10 protein-coding genes and 1 pseudogene are annotated in these 17,649 nt (G+C 43.7%); 3 read left to right on the forward strand and 8 right to left on the reverse strand.

Annotation, left to right across the window (positions count from 1 at the left end; genetic code table 11):
- Positions 1 to 10 precede the first annotated feature (10 nt).
- From VIB_RS15010 to VIB_RS15035, 6 genes are all read right to left on the reverse strand, one after another.
- Positions 11 to 979, reverse strand: a complete 969-nt coding sequence (locus VIB_RS15010) for an ABC transporter permease (RefSeq protein ID WP_004397114.1) — start codon at positions 977 to 979, stop codon at positions 11 to 13.
- Complete coding sequence (locus VIB_RS15015; RefSeq protein WP_004397116.1) at positions 976 to 2,001, reverse strand: ABC transporter ATP-binding protein; 1,026 nt, start codon at positions 1,999 to 2,001, stop codon at positions 976 to 978. Before VIB_RS15015 ends, VIB_RS15010 begins: the two co-directional genes overlap by 4 nt.
- Positions 1,991 to 2,956: an ABC transporter ATP-binding protein gene (locus VIB_RS15020; protein ID WP_040905561.1), complete on the reverse strand. Its 966-nt coding sequence runs from the start codon at positions 2,954 to 2,956 to the stop codon at positions 1,991 to 1,993. The genes VIB_RS15015 and VIB_RS15020 overlap by 11 nt, the downstream gene beginning before the upstream one ends.
- Positions 2,957 to 2,960: 4 nt before the next feature.
- On the reverse strand, positions 2,961 to 4,613 hold the full coding sequence (locus VIB_RS15025; protein ID WP_040905564.1) for a peptide ABC transporter substrate-binding protein: 1,653 nt from the start codon (positions 4,611 to 4,613) through the stop codon (positions 2,961 to 2,963).
- 168 nt (positions 4,614 to 4,781) lie between these two features.
- Positions 4,782 to 8,825, reverse strand: a complete 4,044-nt coding sequence (locus tag VIB_RS15030; protein ID WP_004397125.1) for a zinc-dependent metalloprotease — start codon at positions 8,823 to 8,825, stop codon at positions 4,782 to 4,784.
- A 165-nt stretch (positions 8,826 to 8,990) separates the two neighbouring features.
- Positions 8,991 to 9,845, reverse strand: coding sequence for a hypothetical protein (locus VIB_RS15035; protein WP_004397127.1), 855 nt, complete (start codon positions 9,843 to 9,845; stop codon positions 8,991 to 8,993).
- A 339-nt stretch (positions 9,846 to 10,184) separates the two neighbouring features.
- On the opposite strand from VIB_RS15035, the gene VIB_RS15040 reads away from it, so the two are divergent.
- Together VIB_RS15040 and VIB_RS15045 are read left to right on the forward strand one after the other, a co-directional pair.
- Positions 10,185 to 10,955, forward strand: a complete 771-nt coding sequence (locus VIB_RS15040) for a helix-turn-helix domain-containing protein (protein WP_004397129.1) — start codon at positions 10,185 to 10,187, stop codon at positions 10,953 to 10,955.
- Between the two features lie 192 nt (positions 10,956 to 11,147).
- Positions 11,148 to 11,818 (forward strand): annotated as a pseudogene (locus tag VIB_RS15045) (MaoC family dehydratase).
- Positions 11,819 to 11,888: 70 nt separating this feature from the next.
- Here VIB_RS15045 and rnb read toward each other — a convergent pair.
- Positions 11,889 to 13,892 (reverse strand): exoribonuclease II, encoded by a 2,004-nt coding sequence (gene rnb / locus VIB_RS15050; RefSeq protein WP_004397141.1) that lies wholly within the window; start codon positions 13,890 to 13,892, stop codon positions 11,889 to 11,891.
- Positions 13,893 to 14,173: 281 nt separating this feature from the next.
- Complete coding sequence (locus tag VIB_RS15055) at positions 14,174 to 15,136, reverse strand: OmpA family protein (protein ID WP_004397149.1); 963 nt, start codon at positions 15,134 to 15,136, stop codon at positions 14,174 to 14,176.
- A gap of 583 nt (positions 15,137 to 15,719) precedes the next feature.
- On the opposite strand from VIB_RS15055, the gene VIB_RS15060 reads away from it, so the two are divergent.
- A complete protein-coding gene (locus tag VIB_RS15060) occupies positions 15,720 to 17,621 on the forward strand; it encodes a DEAD/DEAH box helicase (RefSeq protein WP_004397151.1) in 1,902 nt (633 codons plus the stop codon).
- Positions 17,622 to 17,649 lie beyond the last annotated feature (28 nt).

Below are 17,649 nucleotides of genomic sequence, written 5' to 3' on the forward strand. Positions count from 1 at the left end.
GTTCCTTGACTCATGATGTCGCTCCTCGGCTTAGAGAAATACGCGGATCCAATTTTGCGTACAGTAAATCGGCCACTAAGTTACCCAACAATGCGGTAAAGGTAATCACCATTAAACCGAGCAACGCCAGATTGTAATCATTCCCCATAATGGCATCAAAAATCAGTTTGCCCATCCCCGGCCAAGCAAAAATCGTTTCGGTAATTAAGGCTCCAGAGAGCATAAAGCCAATATCAAGGGCAACGATAGTGACGAGTGGGATCATCGCATTACGTAGGGCATGATGAATCACCACCCGTTTATTATCTGCCCCTTTAGCTTTAGCGGTACGAATATAATCTTGGCGCATCACTTCCAGCATGGTGCCACGCACGTAACGTGAGTGGCTAGCAACGTTTAACACGGTTAACGTGATCGTCGGTAGTACCATATGTTTCGCGGTTAACCAAAACCCGCCCCCTTCAGCTTGTCCCGTTCCGCCAGCAGGAAACCAGCCCAAGGTGACAGAAAAGAGTAAAATAAGCATTAAGGCTAGCCAAAATGCAGGGGTAGAAAAGCCGACAAACGCAGCAAAGCTAATTAAATAATCCGCCCAGCTACGGTGTTTTAACGCGGCAATAATACCGACGGGGATAGCAATCGCTAAAGAGAAAAAAGTCGCGAAGCCGACTAATTTTAAGGTATTGACCACCGCTGGGATCAAGACATCGATCGCCGGTTGCGAATAGAGTCTTGAATAACCGAAATCTCCTTGCAAAGCGGAAGTTAGCCAGTGCCAATAACGAGTGATGAGCGGTTGATCTAATCCATATAACGCTTTCATTCTTGCCACATCGGCAGGTGTCATGGTCGGATCGGATTCAAACATCAAATCAATCGGGTCGCCCGGCATCAGGCCAATAAGACTGTAAGAAACGAAGGAAACAAACAGCAAAACCAATAGGCTTTGAATAAAACGATGAGCTAAATAGGTTTTCATGAAACCTCCATAACAGCAATATGAGCGTCATTTTTTACCGCATCAGAACGGGTCACTAATTGCGGATAGTGACAAGCGACTTGATGTTTGGCGTGGGCGAGTGTTTGCATCGCGGGTTTCTTCTGACGGCATAGCTCATCAGCAAAAGCACAACGCGGATGAAAGGTGCATCCGGATGGCGGATTAATCGGACTCGGTACATCCCCCTGCAGCGCTAAGCCTTTACGTCTGCGTCCCAGAGCGACCTCGGGTACGGCAGCAAGTAGAGCTTGGCTGTAAGGATGAGCAGGGGCAGAAAAGAAAGCTTCGCGCGGCGCTTGTTCGACAATACGCCCTAAATACATCACCACAACGGTATCCGCCAGATGATCGACGACCGCCATATCGTGACTAATAAAAAAGAAGGACAGTTGGCGAGTTTCTTTTAACTCAACAAATAAGTTGAGCACTTGGCTTTGTACCGAGACATCCAGCGCGGATAATGGCTCATCAGCAATGATCAGCTCCGGATCCAATACCAATGCGCGTGCGATACAGATCCGTTGACGTTGTCCGCCCGAAAACTCATGAGGATAACGGTTGAGTGCATCTTCACTTAAGCCAACCGAGTATAATGCCTCTAATACTTTAGCGCGTTGCTGCTCACGATTACCCATACCATAGACTTCTAATGGCTCAGAGACCAGTTGTGAGACGGTCATGCGAGGGTTAAGCGCCGAATAAGGGTCTTGAAAGACCAGCCCAAGTTGCTTACGCAGCGCTTTCATGGCTTTTTTGCTTAAGTTAGCGGTCGGTTGCCCTGTGATGTACACCTCGCCTTTACTTGGTTTTTCAAGCAATGAGACCATTCGGCCTAAGGTGGATTTGCCACAGCCAGACTCGCCGACAATCGCTAAGGTTTCGCCTTTGCTAATCTGCAGTGAAATATCATCCACCGCGTGAAGATATTGCTGATGGCGTCCAAAAAAATCACTGTCGCCAATTGGATACGCTTGGCTGACATTATCGAGTTTAACTAGCATGGGCAAACTCCACTTGATGGCACGCAACGCTGTGCGAGTTTGAAAGGGAGAGTGTTGCCGGCATCTGCTGGTGGCAGAGTGGTTTCGCTTGCTGACAACGATCGACAAATGGGCAGCCGAGACTGCGTTGCCCAAGTGGAGGCACACTCCCAGCAATCGCGGGTAAACGAGCTTGACGGTGGCCAATCCGCGGTAGGGTAGCGAGTAGCCCTTGGGTGTAAGGATGCTGTGGATCGCTAAATAATTGATCAGAGGTTCCTTCTTCTACCACTCGACCGGTGTACATCACGACGACGCGATCGGCAAGTTGTGAGACGACACCTAAATTGTGACTAATAAATTGAATGGCGGTGCCAGTGGTTTCTCTCAGCTCTTCAAGCAGGTCTAAAACCTGCGCTTGTACGGTAACATCGAGGGCGGTGGTTGGCTCATCGGCAATGATCAGTTTAGGTCGACAGGCGAGCGCCATGGCTATCATTACCCGCTGGCGCATGCCACCAGACAGCTCATGTGGATAAGCTTTGGCGCGACGCAGTGGATCGGGGATATGCACTTGTTCCAGCATTTCAATCGCTTTTTGTCGCGCTTGTGCTTTGTTGTCTCCTTGATGAAGAAGAAACATTTCTGCAATTTGATCGCCAACCGTGACCACCGGATTTAAGGCGGTCATTGGCTCTTGAAAGATCATCGCGATGCCTTCACCGCGTAGTTTTTGCCATTGCTCAGCGGTATTGGTCAGGATATTTTGTCCGGCAAACGTGACCGAACCAGAGGCTTGCATAATCGATGGTTGCAACCCCATTAGGGTTAAAGACGCTAGACTTTTGCCACAGCCAGACTCACCGACAATTCCAACAATCTCACCAGCATGGATACGATAACTAATATCATGCACGGCCGGGTGACCATGGAAGGTCACCCGCAATTGGTTTACATCTAATAATACTTCGCTCATTGGTTTATGCCCCATCTTTACGCCATTCTTCTACCCATAAGGTAGAGGGGTATTTATGACCCGTTGGGCGCACGCCTTTTAGCCACTTTGGCATCACATAACTATCAGAGCGGAAGTAAAGAGGTAATGCGGGTAAGTCTTCTGCGTAAAGTGACTGCATTTTGTGGAACAGTTGATGACGAGCCTCATCATCGAGCTCCACTTCAATTTTTTCGAGTAAAACATCCATTTCTGGGTTGTTGTAACCAATATAGTTTTGACCCGCCCAGTTATTCTCGGCTGATGGAATTTGCGCTGAGTGAAGGGTCGTTAATGGTGGGCTTTCAGGTGCAGAAGCCCAAGCAAACATGGCCAATGCCTGATGTTTACGTTGATTGAGCGTTTCACCAAAAAAGACACGAGCGGGTTGGTTATTAATTTGTACGCGTACGCCAATTTGTCGCCATTGTGATTGCAAAACTTGCTGGACCAACTCACGAGAGCGGTTACCGGCGGTAGTCATTAATTCTAACTGGAGTGGACGACCTTCTTTATCAACCATGACATTGTTACGCAGCGTGTAGCCCGCTTTTTCAAGCAATTGGCGAGCTTTGACCGGATCGTATTGGTATTGATGTACCCCATCAAAGAAAGTGACATCGAGTGGATGAACGTTACTGTGAGCAACGGGTTGACGTCCTTCAAATAGACGATTGACCAGCTCTTCTCGGTTCATGCCGTACATCAGCGCTTGACGTACTTCACGAATGGCGAGATGCGGATTATCCATTTGAGTATCAAGATGTTCGTAGAGTAATCCTGGCGCGTATTCGACCGTAAAGCGATTCGCGTGACGCTTTTCAAATTGTAAGGCTTGTTCAATCGAAAAGCCCAGCTCACCCGGAACGTAGTCGACAGAACCTGATAACAAATGCGCCTCAAGTGCTGCCGTGTTTTCGACGACTTTAAAGATCAGGCGATTAAAATCCGGCGTTTGCCCTTTCCAATGCGAGTTACGCTCTAAGGTGATAAAGCTACCTTGTGAAATTTGCGTGATACGAAAAGGACCATTGTACAAGCCGGGATGCGTGGGCTGGGTAACGTATAGTGTTCGGCGATCATACGTCGTTGGATCTTCGCGATAGATCGCTTCTTCTAGGTGAGCAGGAAGCACAGACGGAACATAATCACGGTACTTAAAGTGCGCTTTATTAAGATAGACCTCGAAAGTCTTGTCATCCAAAGCCACTACTTTCTCCATGATTCGGTTGCTTTCTAAACCGGGAATGCCTTTGACATTAGGATCGGTCAGAACGGCATGAGACAGGAGCACATCTTTGGTGGTGATGGGGGTACCATCTCCCCAATATAAATCATCTTTGAGCTCAACGGTGAGTTTGATACCGAGTGTGCCATCTTCTCTGGTGTATTTTTCCGCACGTCCATTATCCAAAGAAGGGGTTTCTGTACATAACATACAGAAACTTTGCCAATCATGGTTGTAAGCGACCATGTCACGAAAGGCGGTCCCCATAATCAGCGAATTGGCTGTCATTGAATCAATCACAGGATGTAAGTTACTTGGGAATTGAGTAATGCCCAACGAAAGATCATTGGCGATGGTTGCCGCACTAAGCAAACTGCTGCTTAAAGCGACCGCTAAGAGTGTTTTTTTCATCATCACGGCTCCATGTGTAATTATCAATGGGTAATGTTGCATATTTGTTTCTTTCATTCAATAAAAGGCATTGATGCCAAGAGAATGATTGAATTTGTGTCTAGATTTAATGCCTCTCGGCTCAAAAAATGAGCGAAGAGGCTTAAATATTAGCGTGCTAGTTTATCCTTATCGCCATCCAGCGACAGGTAAGGAGTCTAACACTCTAAGGTTTTGGCCTAAGAGCTGATCGAGATCACCTTTGATATATGCATTTAATAGGTAAAAGTCAGTGGTCCAAAACCATTTTTCATCAGCTTTTGCTGTTTGATGACCAGCGTATACCTGCTGAAGAGCAGGAAGAAATTGCTCGACAAAAGGTGAGTTATAGAAAGTTCGACTGCGTTGGAAAATAGTAAATAACTCCATTAGGTCGAATGTATTATCGTTAGTCATATTTTGGTACTGGTCATAAAATCCATCTTTATCTGCATTACCAATGCCTTGTAACACCTCAGTTTCAGTTGCTGTTAGCAATGATCTCAAGAACATGCCTGCAACTGTTTCATCTTCAGCTTGTTCAGCTTGATAAAAGATTTCAATTAATGCTGGATTGAGCGCTGCTATTGGGCTGTGGAACATTGGATCTATACTGGTCAAGATCCCTTGCCAAGCGGCTTCAATTTTTTCAACTTGGTTAAGGATAATGTCATTATCGATTCGATCTAAGACTAATTTCAGCTCGTAACCCTCACTATTAACCATTTTTTTCGCAAATCGTTGAGCAATGGTATTCGATTTGGTGGCAACGTAGGTTTTACCATCAATATCAAAGTCAATACCTTCATTACTCATACGTAAATGTGGCAATTGTTTAGTCCAACTATCGGCTTGAGCAGTGGCTCGAGAACGCAGCACCCAATCATTGGTGTGCATATTCCCTGCCGCGATAGATAGCATAGCTTCCGCTAAATTCTGACGGCGGAATATTGAAATATTCAGGCTACGAGCTAGGCCTGGAGTCATAAAAGGTAAAGACTCAATCAGTTCTGTTTTATGTAAGTTGACCGTCACACTACTATTGGCAGGTAAGTTAAACGCCTGACCTTGGGCATCGATTAAGCGCACAGGCTCTAGTAGTTGCTCTTTAGCAACAAGGTTGAGCATGATTTCGTCAAATTGAGCTTTTACACCAGGTAAATCAAGTAAGTTAGCAAAACTCACTTCATTTGTATTACGCAGACTATAGCGGCGAGCTAACATTTGGCTGGCAATTAATTTATCTGGCCAAATCCCTAAAACAGAGACGGCGTTTGACCATGGTGCATCTGGATCAAAACTATTGATTGAGTTAATGAAACGCCCATTTTCCGTTTCAGCAATCGGAGAAAAACCAGACGCATAGCTGCTAATGACTTGTTTACCAACAGAATCAAAACATGACGCATTAGTAATGTCGTAATTCACTGGGATTAGATGCGACGCTGCATTGAGCATGACTCCGAAAGATTCAACGCGAGAAGTACCAGCAGTATTTCTGATAACACACTGATGTTCAGGCGTTCTTAGAACATCTAAGAAGAATTGAGCTGCCAATTGTGCGGCTTGTGAACGATCACAGAACCAAGCATCTTTATTATCTTCAATTGCACAATAACTGGCGATAAAATCAGTAGGTTTCGCTCCTGCTGGAGCAAAACGCTGCAAGCGATAATCAATACTTTCTAAATCTTCTAGCATTTCCCGAATTTGGTTCATCTCTCTAGCGCGATTCATGATGTAACGTGGATAATCGCTATTAAATAAGCTGGTCACACCATTGACACCTGCATTACGAGTATCATAACCATCAAGATAACGTTGCCAAGAATATTGAACGATTTCAGTTAAGTTGGTGCCTTCATCAAAGCGGTTACAATCGCTGTTTAATGCGACATTTCCATCGGTACAGAACTGATAAGGGAAAGCGGTCACATCTTGTATGTTGTTTGCTTTGGTTAGCTCGTTAATATAATGCAGCGCTCCATATCGCACGTATTCAAACTTTTCGTGATGTTCTCCATATTGGCTCGCTTGATAATGTTGCTTATCAAATTTAGATAAATCACAGGTGTAGAGTGTGTTACTGGCACTTAAAGTACAGTCAATCAGGCTTGATGCTTGCTCGGTGTTATCATTTAAAAACAGGGCTTGAGCAATTTCTGGAGCTTTAACATCCACCTTACGTCCATAGGCAAACTTAAACGCCGCTAGATCATACTTACCCCAAGTCGGCAATTGGTCCAACATACTGGGCGCATAATCCATGATTGAACTGTAGGCTGGGATATTGTTTAAGCCTAATTCAAAAGCTTCTTCAGCAGTATAGAAATTATCACTGTCGTTAGAGCCCTTAAAGTTATGTCTTAAACCTAAGTTATGACCGATTTCGTGCACCAGTGTCGTTGCATAGGTGGTGACGGTAATGGCATCAGCGGCTTGCTGTTGAAGATCTTTTGGTAACTCAGACCAACGTTTTAATTGACGAACTTGTTTACCATCTTCGTTTGCGATCGTATGGTAAAAGCCTTCATCTTCTAGTGGTAAGTTATCCAGTAAAGTTTTAGAAGTAGCAGAAACCCAACTCGCCTCAACAGGGTAGATATTATTTTCCGACCAGGAAGCTAAGCGACTCTCTTCTGCTTGAATAAGCTCATCGAACGTTAAATCTTCATCCAGTATATTAAATGGCGATTCAGGGAGAGTTTGTTTCTGTTTATATTGAGTGGTATGTAAATCGCTATCATGTGGGTTAATGTAAACGCCATTAACATCGACGCGTTGACGTGAAGCATCAAGTTGTAGTGCGGTTTGTTGCGCTAAACGTGTTTCAAGCTCTTGTGAAATAGCGAGTTGACTATTTTGAGTTGCTTGCTCTATGGTTTTACGATCAGTTAAGCTTTTTTCTAGTTGGCCACGATTATAAAAACGTACCAAATTGTTCCAATACATAGGCACACCAGCGCGCGCTACACCTGAGTATTGGTTAACATGAGCTTTGACGATTTCTCCTGTTAAAGGATGGCTGACCGATGGTCCGTAACCTAACAGGCCATTGGCTAAAGGTTCATCAATAAGGTTAATCACGTTATAGCGTAAGTCACCTGGATGGATATTCATCGGTTTGCTACGGTTGACTATGGTGATGTCAGGTTTGCCTGAATCTGGCTCAATGAGTTGCAAGGTTTTATTCATTAAGTCAATGGTTTCTAGGGTTGAATCTAAAAACAGTTTGTTTTTTGGATCAAAGAAACTATCACTTAAGTAATATTCGATCGGAGCATTAGGATTAAAACGGTTAAGATACGTGACTGTACGGTCATAACGGTTAGTAATTGGGTTTAGTACCTTCGATGATGTAGTAAAAAAGCCGATATCATTTTCATCTTTTACAGCATAAGGTATTGGCTGATAATCAGCAGCAGCCAATTGGCTTTCATGGACTAATGAGTAATGAAAACGAGACTTAAACGCGCCATCTTCAATAGCATCCCGTAAGCCAGCTCGGGTACTCCAGTTAATGAAAGAGCCGATTTTACTTTTGTCGATTTGGAAAGTACGCTCAATTTCAAAGTTAAGCACCCCGTCAGCTGGGTCAAATTGCCAAGAGATCAGCTCTGCATTGCCAACTTCAGAAATACCATCGCGGATGCCATAAAAGTCTTCCCAATTTAACTCAGCAACTAATAAACCTTCTGGTTTAGGCGTGAAGTGGGTATTGGCTCGAAAAGGGAGATCTGCATCGGTATTTTTTTCTTCTTTATTGGTACAGTCACCATAACGATCTTCATTACAGCGGTAGGCAGCAAAATCTCCTGGAATGGTTAAAATATGGGAGAAGTTGGTGAGTGTATCCATACCAACCGAATTTTGAGGTTGATTAATGCAAAAACCATTTTGATCTTTTGGCAAATTGCTGTTTGGATAATTTCTATCAAAATTTCGTACTTCAAGGCCTCGCTCGCTAAAACATAGCTCAGCATAACGCGGCATACCTTGTAAAAAAGGAAACTGATTAATCGCAAAGCGCGGAGCGGCACCAGTGGTCGGAACGTAAAACCAGCGACCTTCTGTTTTAAGATCTTTTACCGCGATTTCTTTGATATCACGGGGAAGCGTATCATAAGATTGTTTATCTGCGCCGCATCCCGCCAAAATGACGGTAATCGACGATGCTAACAAGAGTCTTCTCATCGTATTGCTACCTATGTTTGTTGTGTTTATTTACTCGCACACATCAACCGATTCATCAAGCACAGACAATGAGTCATTATTGAACGGATAATAATGACCCATGATGGGTTATGCCGATGAAAGCAATGAATGTGTGATGGTTTGTTATAAATCGAGTGGTGTTTGTTAATAGTTCAAACTGATACTGGCGGAGTAAATCACTCTATCTGCATCAAAAAGATCGATGTTCCCCAAGGTACCCTGTGCGGCATCGTAATAAACACCGGAGTTTGAGGCTCCGACATTAAAGGCCACATGTTGGTTTACGCGGTAACTGAGATTGACATCGCCTGCATAATCGAATGAATTACGTCGCGTACCAGCGTAGCTAATGGTATTGCCTCCCAGCACTGAACTGCTGAGAGTAAAATCGCGCCACTGGTAACTGCCAAGAAAGTGAAAACCGTAAATCCATTCGGTTAGCGAACGCTCGCCCATGGTTTCATAGCGGTGGAAATTTTTGCGTAAGCGAGGCGTAAATTGCCAATCTATATTGACCGCTTGCCACTGGATAGGGGTTGATAACCTTAGGGCGGTCGTCAGTTTGTCTTTGCGTGAAAACTCTGATGTTGGCAGTGTGAATTGAGCTTGCCAGCCAATGCGTCCCGTTTCGCCAAAAGTAAATTGAGAATGTCGGTGTAAAGCGATAGCCGTGTCGGTAAAAAAATCACCGCGCTCTTGCTGTAATGGGCGATAGGCTCCGGTTGAAAGCGAAATTGAATAATGAGGAGCAAAGGTATGGCTGAGTGTACTGTTCCACCATAGCTTACGTTCTGAACGGTAGTCATTTTTGTTGTAAACATTTGAATCATAGCCAAAAGTTAAACTGGCTGCATAGCTGGGTACAAAATCAGCGCTTTGCTCAGATTCCGATTCTAATTCTTGTGGGTAAGCGAAAGGTTGTGTGTTAGCGACGGCTTGATGACTGATCATCAGCAATGACGATAACATCACTATCCGTGATAAAGAGTAGATTTGCATGTATTAACTTCCATGTTGCAATGTGTGTTGTGTGACAGTTCATCATGTGTATTTCACCAGTTGTTACTCATCAATGTGAGCTAAACCATTCCTTAGTGATACCGATTCATGTGACTGTTATATTTGTTTAACATGCTTGTAACTCAACTGACTTAATTCAAGCAATCTATTTTTGGGAGTGATTTGTGGGGTGTTATTTATTGATACCGTAAAGTTTCATCTATTGAGCTATTGAACCGCAGAATATAAATAAGCTATTGTGCTTAACTGCCTACAGGTCGGATCAGCCGATAAGAATAAGCAGGTGCCAATGTCGCACCACATAAGCAAGGATGTTGTATGAGTTTCTGCGCCAATTTATTACTGCAAGCATTACGCCAAAAATTAAAAGAGAAAAATGTCACTTATAGCGAGTTGTCGGAGAGAATTAATGTTCCGGTATCAACACTGAAACGCCATTTTCATAGCCAATCAATCAGTCTCGATAAACTGCTTGAATACGCTTCAATACTGGATACTAACCTTGAAGAGTTGGTTCGTTTAGCGGGTGAAATTCATACTGATACTTTGGATTTAAGTGGCGAAAAGCGAGATGAGCTTTTCTTTGAATATCCGTTTCTTTATGACTTCTTTAACGAGATTCGAGTAAAGGGCAAACCCGTTGAACAGGTCAAACAAGAAAACCAGCTTTCCGATCAAAGTGTCTATGTCTATTTGCGGGCATTAGAGGTGATGGGGCTGATAGAGATTAAGCCGCACAACTCGGGAATCAATTATCTGACGCCTCCTTATTACTCATTTCATGAAGGTTCAAAACTGGATCAACTGTTTACGAGCAAGTTAAAGCAGGATGTCTTCACTAACTGTCATATTCCTCAGCTTGGCTTATGTCGAGTAACGTTGACGAATGAGCAAACGAAACAGTTAGCGGATCTGTTGTATGAGAAAATACAACAGTTTCATTTTCAAAATAACAAACTGAAAAACAGAGAAGCGCTGCGGAAAAACCTTTTATTTGCGGTCACTGAAGGAAACGGTTTTTGGTTATCGGAAGGGATAAAAGAGATAGAGCCTGCATTTTTGAAAACATTATCTACGCGAATAGGTTAATGGGGATCAAGATGAAGTATTTACTCTAAGCTAAGGTAGCTAATAAAATAATGTTTTATTGATAAGTAATTGTTTATTAATAATAAATTGGCTATGGCATACAGGTGTGCGCTCGAAAGTGTTTGCGGATTAGTGTGAAGTGCCTCAAAATTAACGAATTAGCAGTGTTTCTTTGTTAGGAATGAGGTTCTGATGAAAGTGAGCGATCTTTTAAAGCATCGTGCTGAAAATTTAGTCAAGACTACGGAATTTAAGCAATGGATGTCGCCAGTGGTACGTGAGTACTGGGATGGTTTTTTAGATAGAGCGAACAGTCGTCAGCTTTTTTCGTGGGTGAAAGAGTTTCATCAGCCGGCGAATGAAGATACTCAGTTACCCGCTGAAATCGTTTTAAAACCAGAAGCACAGGCGCTTTATCATGAATTGACGGATAAGTTAGGTGAAGTTATCCATACTGGGCAGTGGTTAGCCGTCGATCAACAGCGCATTAATCAATTTGCTGACGTTACGGAGGATCAGCAGTGGATTCATACCGATCCAGAGCGAGCTGCCGTAGAGTCTCCATTTAAAACGACTATTGCTCATGGCTTTTTAACCTTATCCCTATTACCAAAACTGACCGATAGCGTTGATGTCAATCAACCGCTTTTTCCGACGGCGAAAATGGTCGTCAATATTGGTTTGAATTCAGTGCGATTCCCTTATCCAGTCAAAGCAGGGAATCGTCTTCGTGCTGTCAGTACTTTACTCAAAGTGACGCCAGTGAAAAAAGGTTTAGAGATTGAACGCGAAATAAAGTAGAAATAGAAGGCGTCCGTCGCCCCGCATGCGTGGTGGTTTCGGTCATTCAACTGCACTTTTAATTCTACCTATATGACAGTGATAAAAAGGGGAAGCCGATGCTTCCCCTTAGTTTTTATACCGATTTAGTTTTTAGACTGACTCGACGTCGGTGTTATCGGCCAACGTTGCTAGCTCAGCAAAGGTTTGGGTTGGTTTCGCAACAATACTGCGATTGTCTTGATTAACCTCGGTTAAGACGACTTCTAATGTATCACCTAGTCGATAGGTTGGCTGATTATCAATTGCTAAGACTCCTTGCTCACTATGACAGACGATTCGCTCTTTATTGTCGACAATGAGTGTGGCCGGAATGAAAGCACTTGCGCCATTTTCGAGTAAGCGAACTCGCATACCCGCTCGGTTAATATCAAAAATTTCAGCAGTAAAGCGGGTCTGTTTGCTCGGCTCTTCGGCAAGAGTGCGTGTATAGAGCCAGTCGGCAACATTTCTCTCGGCTATTTTATGATGTTTACGATGCATAGCTAGTTCTTCACCCAATTTCTCATCAGGCCATTGCTCGGGAGCTGTACCGAGAATATGAGCTTTTAACAGACGATGGTTCACCATATCACCATATTTACGGATCGGTGATGTCCATGTCGCATAGATATCCAGCCCCATTGCGAAATGAGGTAAAGGTTGATTGCCAATCTCGCTGTAGGTTTGCCATTTACGCAGGCGATTATCCAGATAAGCGGTCGGTTGGTTGGCTAACCAGCGTCGTAAGGCAGAAAATCCTTCTAGACTGGTCAGTGAAGCTTCATCAAACTCAGCACCGTGTTCTTTGATAAGCGCAATAACATCGGTAATTTTATCGTTTTTAAACCCGGCATGAGTGTTAAATACGCCAGTTGAAAAAGACGATTGCAGTATTTTACCTGCACAAATATTGGCGGTGATCATTGCTTCTTCAACGAGGCGATTCGCGCTACGACGCTTATCGGCGTGAATAGCGATAACATCGTTATCTTCGCTGAGTTCAAAGCGATAATCTGGCCTTTCTGGGAAAACTACGGCATGAGTTTCACGCCATTGGGCGCGAGCTTGAGAAAAGGCATACAAATCCTGAACCACTTGCGCAATTTCAGAGCTTGGTTGCCATTGAGATTCACCGGTTTCTAACCAGTCTGATACCTCATCATAGATAAGACGTGCTTGTGATCGGATATAAGCTGCAAAAAAACGAATACTCTCACTATTAATTACGCCATCTTTATCGACTGTTAAGGTACAGCACAGAGCTGGACGAGTTTCATTCTCGATCAGTGAACAAAGATTATCCGCTAATTCACGCGGTAACATAGGAATATTGCGCCCAGGAAGATAGATAGTAAATCCACGCTCGCGTGCGACGTTATCCATACTGTCATTAGCGGTTATATACGCAGTGGGATCGGCAATCGCTATCGTGACATCAAATCCGCCATCTTGGCGCTGAATCGCGTATAACGCATCGTCCATATCTTTGGTCGATTTGCCATCGATAGTTACAAACGGTACATGGGTTAAATCGATACGCTGCAAAGCAGAATCATCGTTCAGTGACCAATGCTCCACACCGGGAGGTTCACAGTTGGGTAAATCATTTTCTGCTAAGGTGACCCACCATGGGGCAATTTTATCCTCAGCATCGGTAATTTTTTGAGTGATTTCAACCAAAAAACCAGTATCGCCTTTGAGTGGATGACCGATTAATGTAGCTACTACCCAATCACCTTCCTGCATTTCTTGTGGATTAATGCCTTTTCGGGTTTTGGCTCGCAGCGGGAGTTTCTTCAGTTGAGGATGATCAGGGGCAACGTTTATTTTACCTTTATGAATTTTTATACGGCCAATAAAACGCGTTAATGACGGCTCTAACAATTCTTGTGGTTCAGCAACTTCACGCTCATTTTCGGTGCGAATGATTGCCATGACTTTATCACCGTGTAGGCATTTTTTCATATAGGGTGGTGGGATAAAGACACTGTTTTTGCTATCTATTTCAAGAAAGCCAAAGCCTTTTTCGGTCGATTTAATCTGACCTTCTTTTTTGGGTAGGTTTTCTTGAATTTGTTGTTTGAGTTGAGCAAGAAGTGGATTGTCTTGAAACATGTTTAATTGTAACCCTTTAATTCTTAAAGTGCGATTGGGTTCCCTATCACTGCCTAAAAGCGATTCTGAGAATGTTAAATAGGTGGTTTATTCGTGGGGAAGTCTTGTCAATCTGCCATGGTCTACATGGTACTTGGCAATAAGATAAAAGTATAGCGTGCTCTTTTGCTTGAGTTGGGTAGCTTACAGTCTAGAAAAGTGACGAATTAAGAGTTGGACGATATTCAACCATAGGATGGAGTAGTGCGGATAATGCCCTCTCCGAGGAGAGGGCATAAGGTCTATTTAAGAATGATTTGTACTGAACGTTCGATATCAGCACTGCCTTGAGTTAAAGGACGAGAATCTGCGACCGCTGATACGTTAATTCTTTTTGCATCAATGCCTTGAGATTGAAGGTATTGAGAAGCCGCTTGAGCACGTTGCGCTGAAATCTTGTTATTGATCGCATCAGAACCAGTGCTATCTGTACGACCGACTAGATGGGCAACCAACGCTGGATTAGTTCGCATCACATCGACGACTTCATTGAGATAGAAGTAAGAGAGATCTTCAAGCGTAGATTTACCTAAAGCAAAAGGCAGTAGGAAATCAGTACGAGCCGCTTTAGCAACTTCAACCTGAACCGGAACTTCAATGACACGTTCTTGAATCACTTCAATTTGCTCAGTTACGACTCTTGGTGTTGCTGGTTGACCAAATTTATACGCCATCCCCCAGTAAATCTGGTGTAGGTGTGGATTCCGGCCTTCTTTAACCTGTACGCGATCATAGTAGTCGTAACCCACTTTTGTTGAAATCGCGTTAGTCAATTGATACTCAAGGCCAATGCCAGCTGAACCAGTAAACGTGTCTGTTTTTATATTCGATGAGCTGATATCAGAATAGATATAGGATGCGCCTAATTTACCAAATACAGAGAGGTTATCCATAAGCTCATATTGACCTTTGACCCCCAAAGATCCGATATGTAGCTTATCAACACCTAAACGATGAACATAATCATAACCGGTGTAAACCCCCCAGTATTGGTTGACATCGTATCCTAATTCAAGTTTGGGGCTAACGGCTTTATCTCTGTGACCAGTGATGGATTTTCCATCGGCAGTTGTCACGCCAGACGCAGCACCGATCCACCAGCCTGATTGATCGATCGCAGAATCAGAATGTGTTTCGGCATTAACGCTCACGGCTGTCATTGTGAGTGCAGCGATGATGGAAAGAGAGACCAGATTTTTTTTCATTACTTATCCTTAAAAATAATAACGACTTATTCTTATTTCTTTATTTATCAGCGAACATGTTAAAAAACGCTGTTCAATAATAGGTTGCCACTGCTTTATGCGGAATTAGACCAACCATTTCGCTAAGTCCTGCCCATTATTCGGTAAGTATGAATGATTAGATATCAGTTAAAGAAACAGCGGGTGTAGGAAAAATCCGTTTTGTTTTTTAGCTTATATATTGATGATTATCTTGTTGGTTTAAAGAATCAGTGCAGATGGCAAGCTAGATTGATGAGATAAAGCCCCCTTATCATTTTGACAAGAAGTAGGAGGTGGTGAGTAAAGTTTCTTCAAAGGGTGCGCTAAGTTCATACAGATTGTGTTTTTTGTCGTCTTTAAGAAAAAATATGTGATGAAATTCAATTTTTTCTGGCTTTTTTTATGCTTTTAGTGAATAATCCGCCTCCCTTAGATGTCCCTAGTGGCTTGATGCTTTTTGAGACTCATCCGCATCTGAACGGAATCAGCTCTTCTTTTAGGATTGGTTGGAAATGGTATAGCACGTGGGACCTTAGTTATTTATTCTTTTAGTGGGATCCACATGCAAGAAACCGTTATTCAATTTAGTGATTTAGCACTAAACAGCACACTCCTTTCTGCCCTAAACGAAATGGGCTTTGTTACTCCAACCCCAATTCAATCTGCCGCGATACCTCTTTTATTAGCAGGTCGTGATGCATTAGGTAAAGCGCAAACCGGTACCGGTAAAACGGCCGCATTCTCTTTACCGCTTCTGAATAAGCTAGACCTCACTCAGTACAAGCCACAAGCAATTGTTATGGCACCAACTCGTGAGTTAGCGATTCAAGTTGCCGCGGAAATTAAAACCCTCGGTAAAAATATCAAGGGATTAAAAGTATTAGAGATTTACGGTGGCGCCTCCATCGTCGATCAAATGCGCGCTTTAAAATCTGGCGCTCATATCATTGTTGGTACGCCGGGTCGTGTTAAAGACTTGATCACGCGTGAACGTTTACATTTGGACGAGTGTCACACTTTCGTTTTAGATGAAGCTGATGAAATGCTGAAAATGGGCTTCGTCGATGACGTCACATGGATCATGGAGCAATCGCCAGAAACAGCGCAGCGCGTATTATTTTCTGCGACTATGCCCCCGATTGTTAAAGACATTGTTGACCGCTTTTTGCGTGATCCTGCACGTGTTGACGTGGCCGGTTCAAACCAAACTGTGGCAAAAGTTGAGCAGCAATATTGGGTTGTTAAAGGTGTAGAGAAAGACGAAGCCATGGCTCGTCTACTTGAAACTGAAGAAACTGACGCTTCTATCGTGTTTGTTCGCACCCGTCAAGATACCGAGCGTCTAGCCGATTGGTTAATTGCGCGTGGCTTTAAAGCCGCAGCTTTGCACGGTGATATTCCTCAATCGTTGCGTGAGCGTACCGTTGATCATATCAAACAAGGTGTGATTGATATTTTAGTCGCAACGGATGTTGTGGCTCGTGGCCTTGATGTGCCACGTATTAACCACGTATTCAACTATGATATTCCATTCGATGTTGAATCTTACATCCACCGTATTGGCCGTACTGGTCGTGCTGGACGTAAGGGTAAAGCGATTTTGTTGGTTCGCACCAACCAAATTCGTATGCTACGCACCATTGAACGAGTAACTCGCACTTCAATGGAAGAGATCCAGCTACCTCATCGTGATAAAGTTGCTGAATCGCGCTTAACTCAGCTAGGTCTTGAATTAGAAGCAGACAAAGATCATGCAGCACTAGAAAAGTTTGCTGAACTGGTTGAGAAGCTACAAGCTTCATTAGAGGTTGATGCAACGACGCTAGCGGCTATTTTACTTAAACGTCAACAAGGTAAACGTCCACTGTTTTATACCGGTGAAGACCCAATGTTGGCTGCGATTGAGCGTGATAAATCTCGTCGTCGTGATCGCCGTGAATCTGGTGATGGCCGTACGGACAGCCGTGATGGTCGTCGTGAATTTGGTAGCCGTGATAACGTGCGTAATGTTGATTGGGATACTTACCAATTACAAGTTGGCCGTGATCAAGGTGTACAAGTTAAAGATATCGTTGGCGCATTAGCTAATGAACTTGGTCTAACCAAAGGTTCTATCGGTGCGATTAAATTAGCCCAAGGTCATACGTTTGTTCAGTTACCAAAAAGTATGTCTAGCGATGTGACGGGTAAATTACGTAAGCTACGTATTCGCCAGAAAGAGGTGGGTGCAGTTGTGTGTGATTTTGATGACTTCCGCGAGTCACGTGGTCGTCGTCCAGAAGGTAATCGTGATGGTGGTGGTTACCGTGGTGCTCGTGATGGCGCACCACGTCCAGCACGCAGTGATTCTCGTCCTCCTCGTGAAGGTGAGCGCCGCTTTGACCGCAACCGTGGCGCAGATGGTCGTAGCAGCTATCGCGGTGATCGCCCAAGTACTTCAAGCCGTCGCCCTAGCGAAGCTTAATTAGTACTGATATTAAGCCCGTGGTGGA

Origin of the sequence: Vibrio metschnikovii CIP 69.14, assembly GCF_000176155.1 — a bacterium.
In the GTDB taxonomy this organism is placed as follows: Bacteria; Pseudomonadota; Gammaproteobacteria; order Enterobacterales; family Vibrionaceae; genus Vibrio; species Vibrio metschnikovii.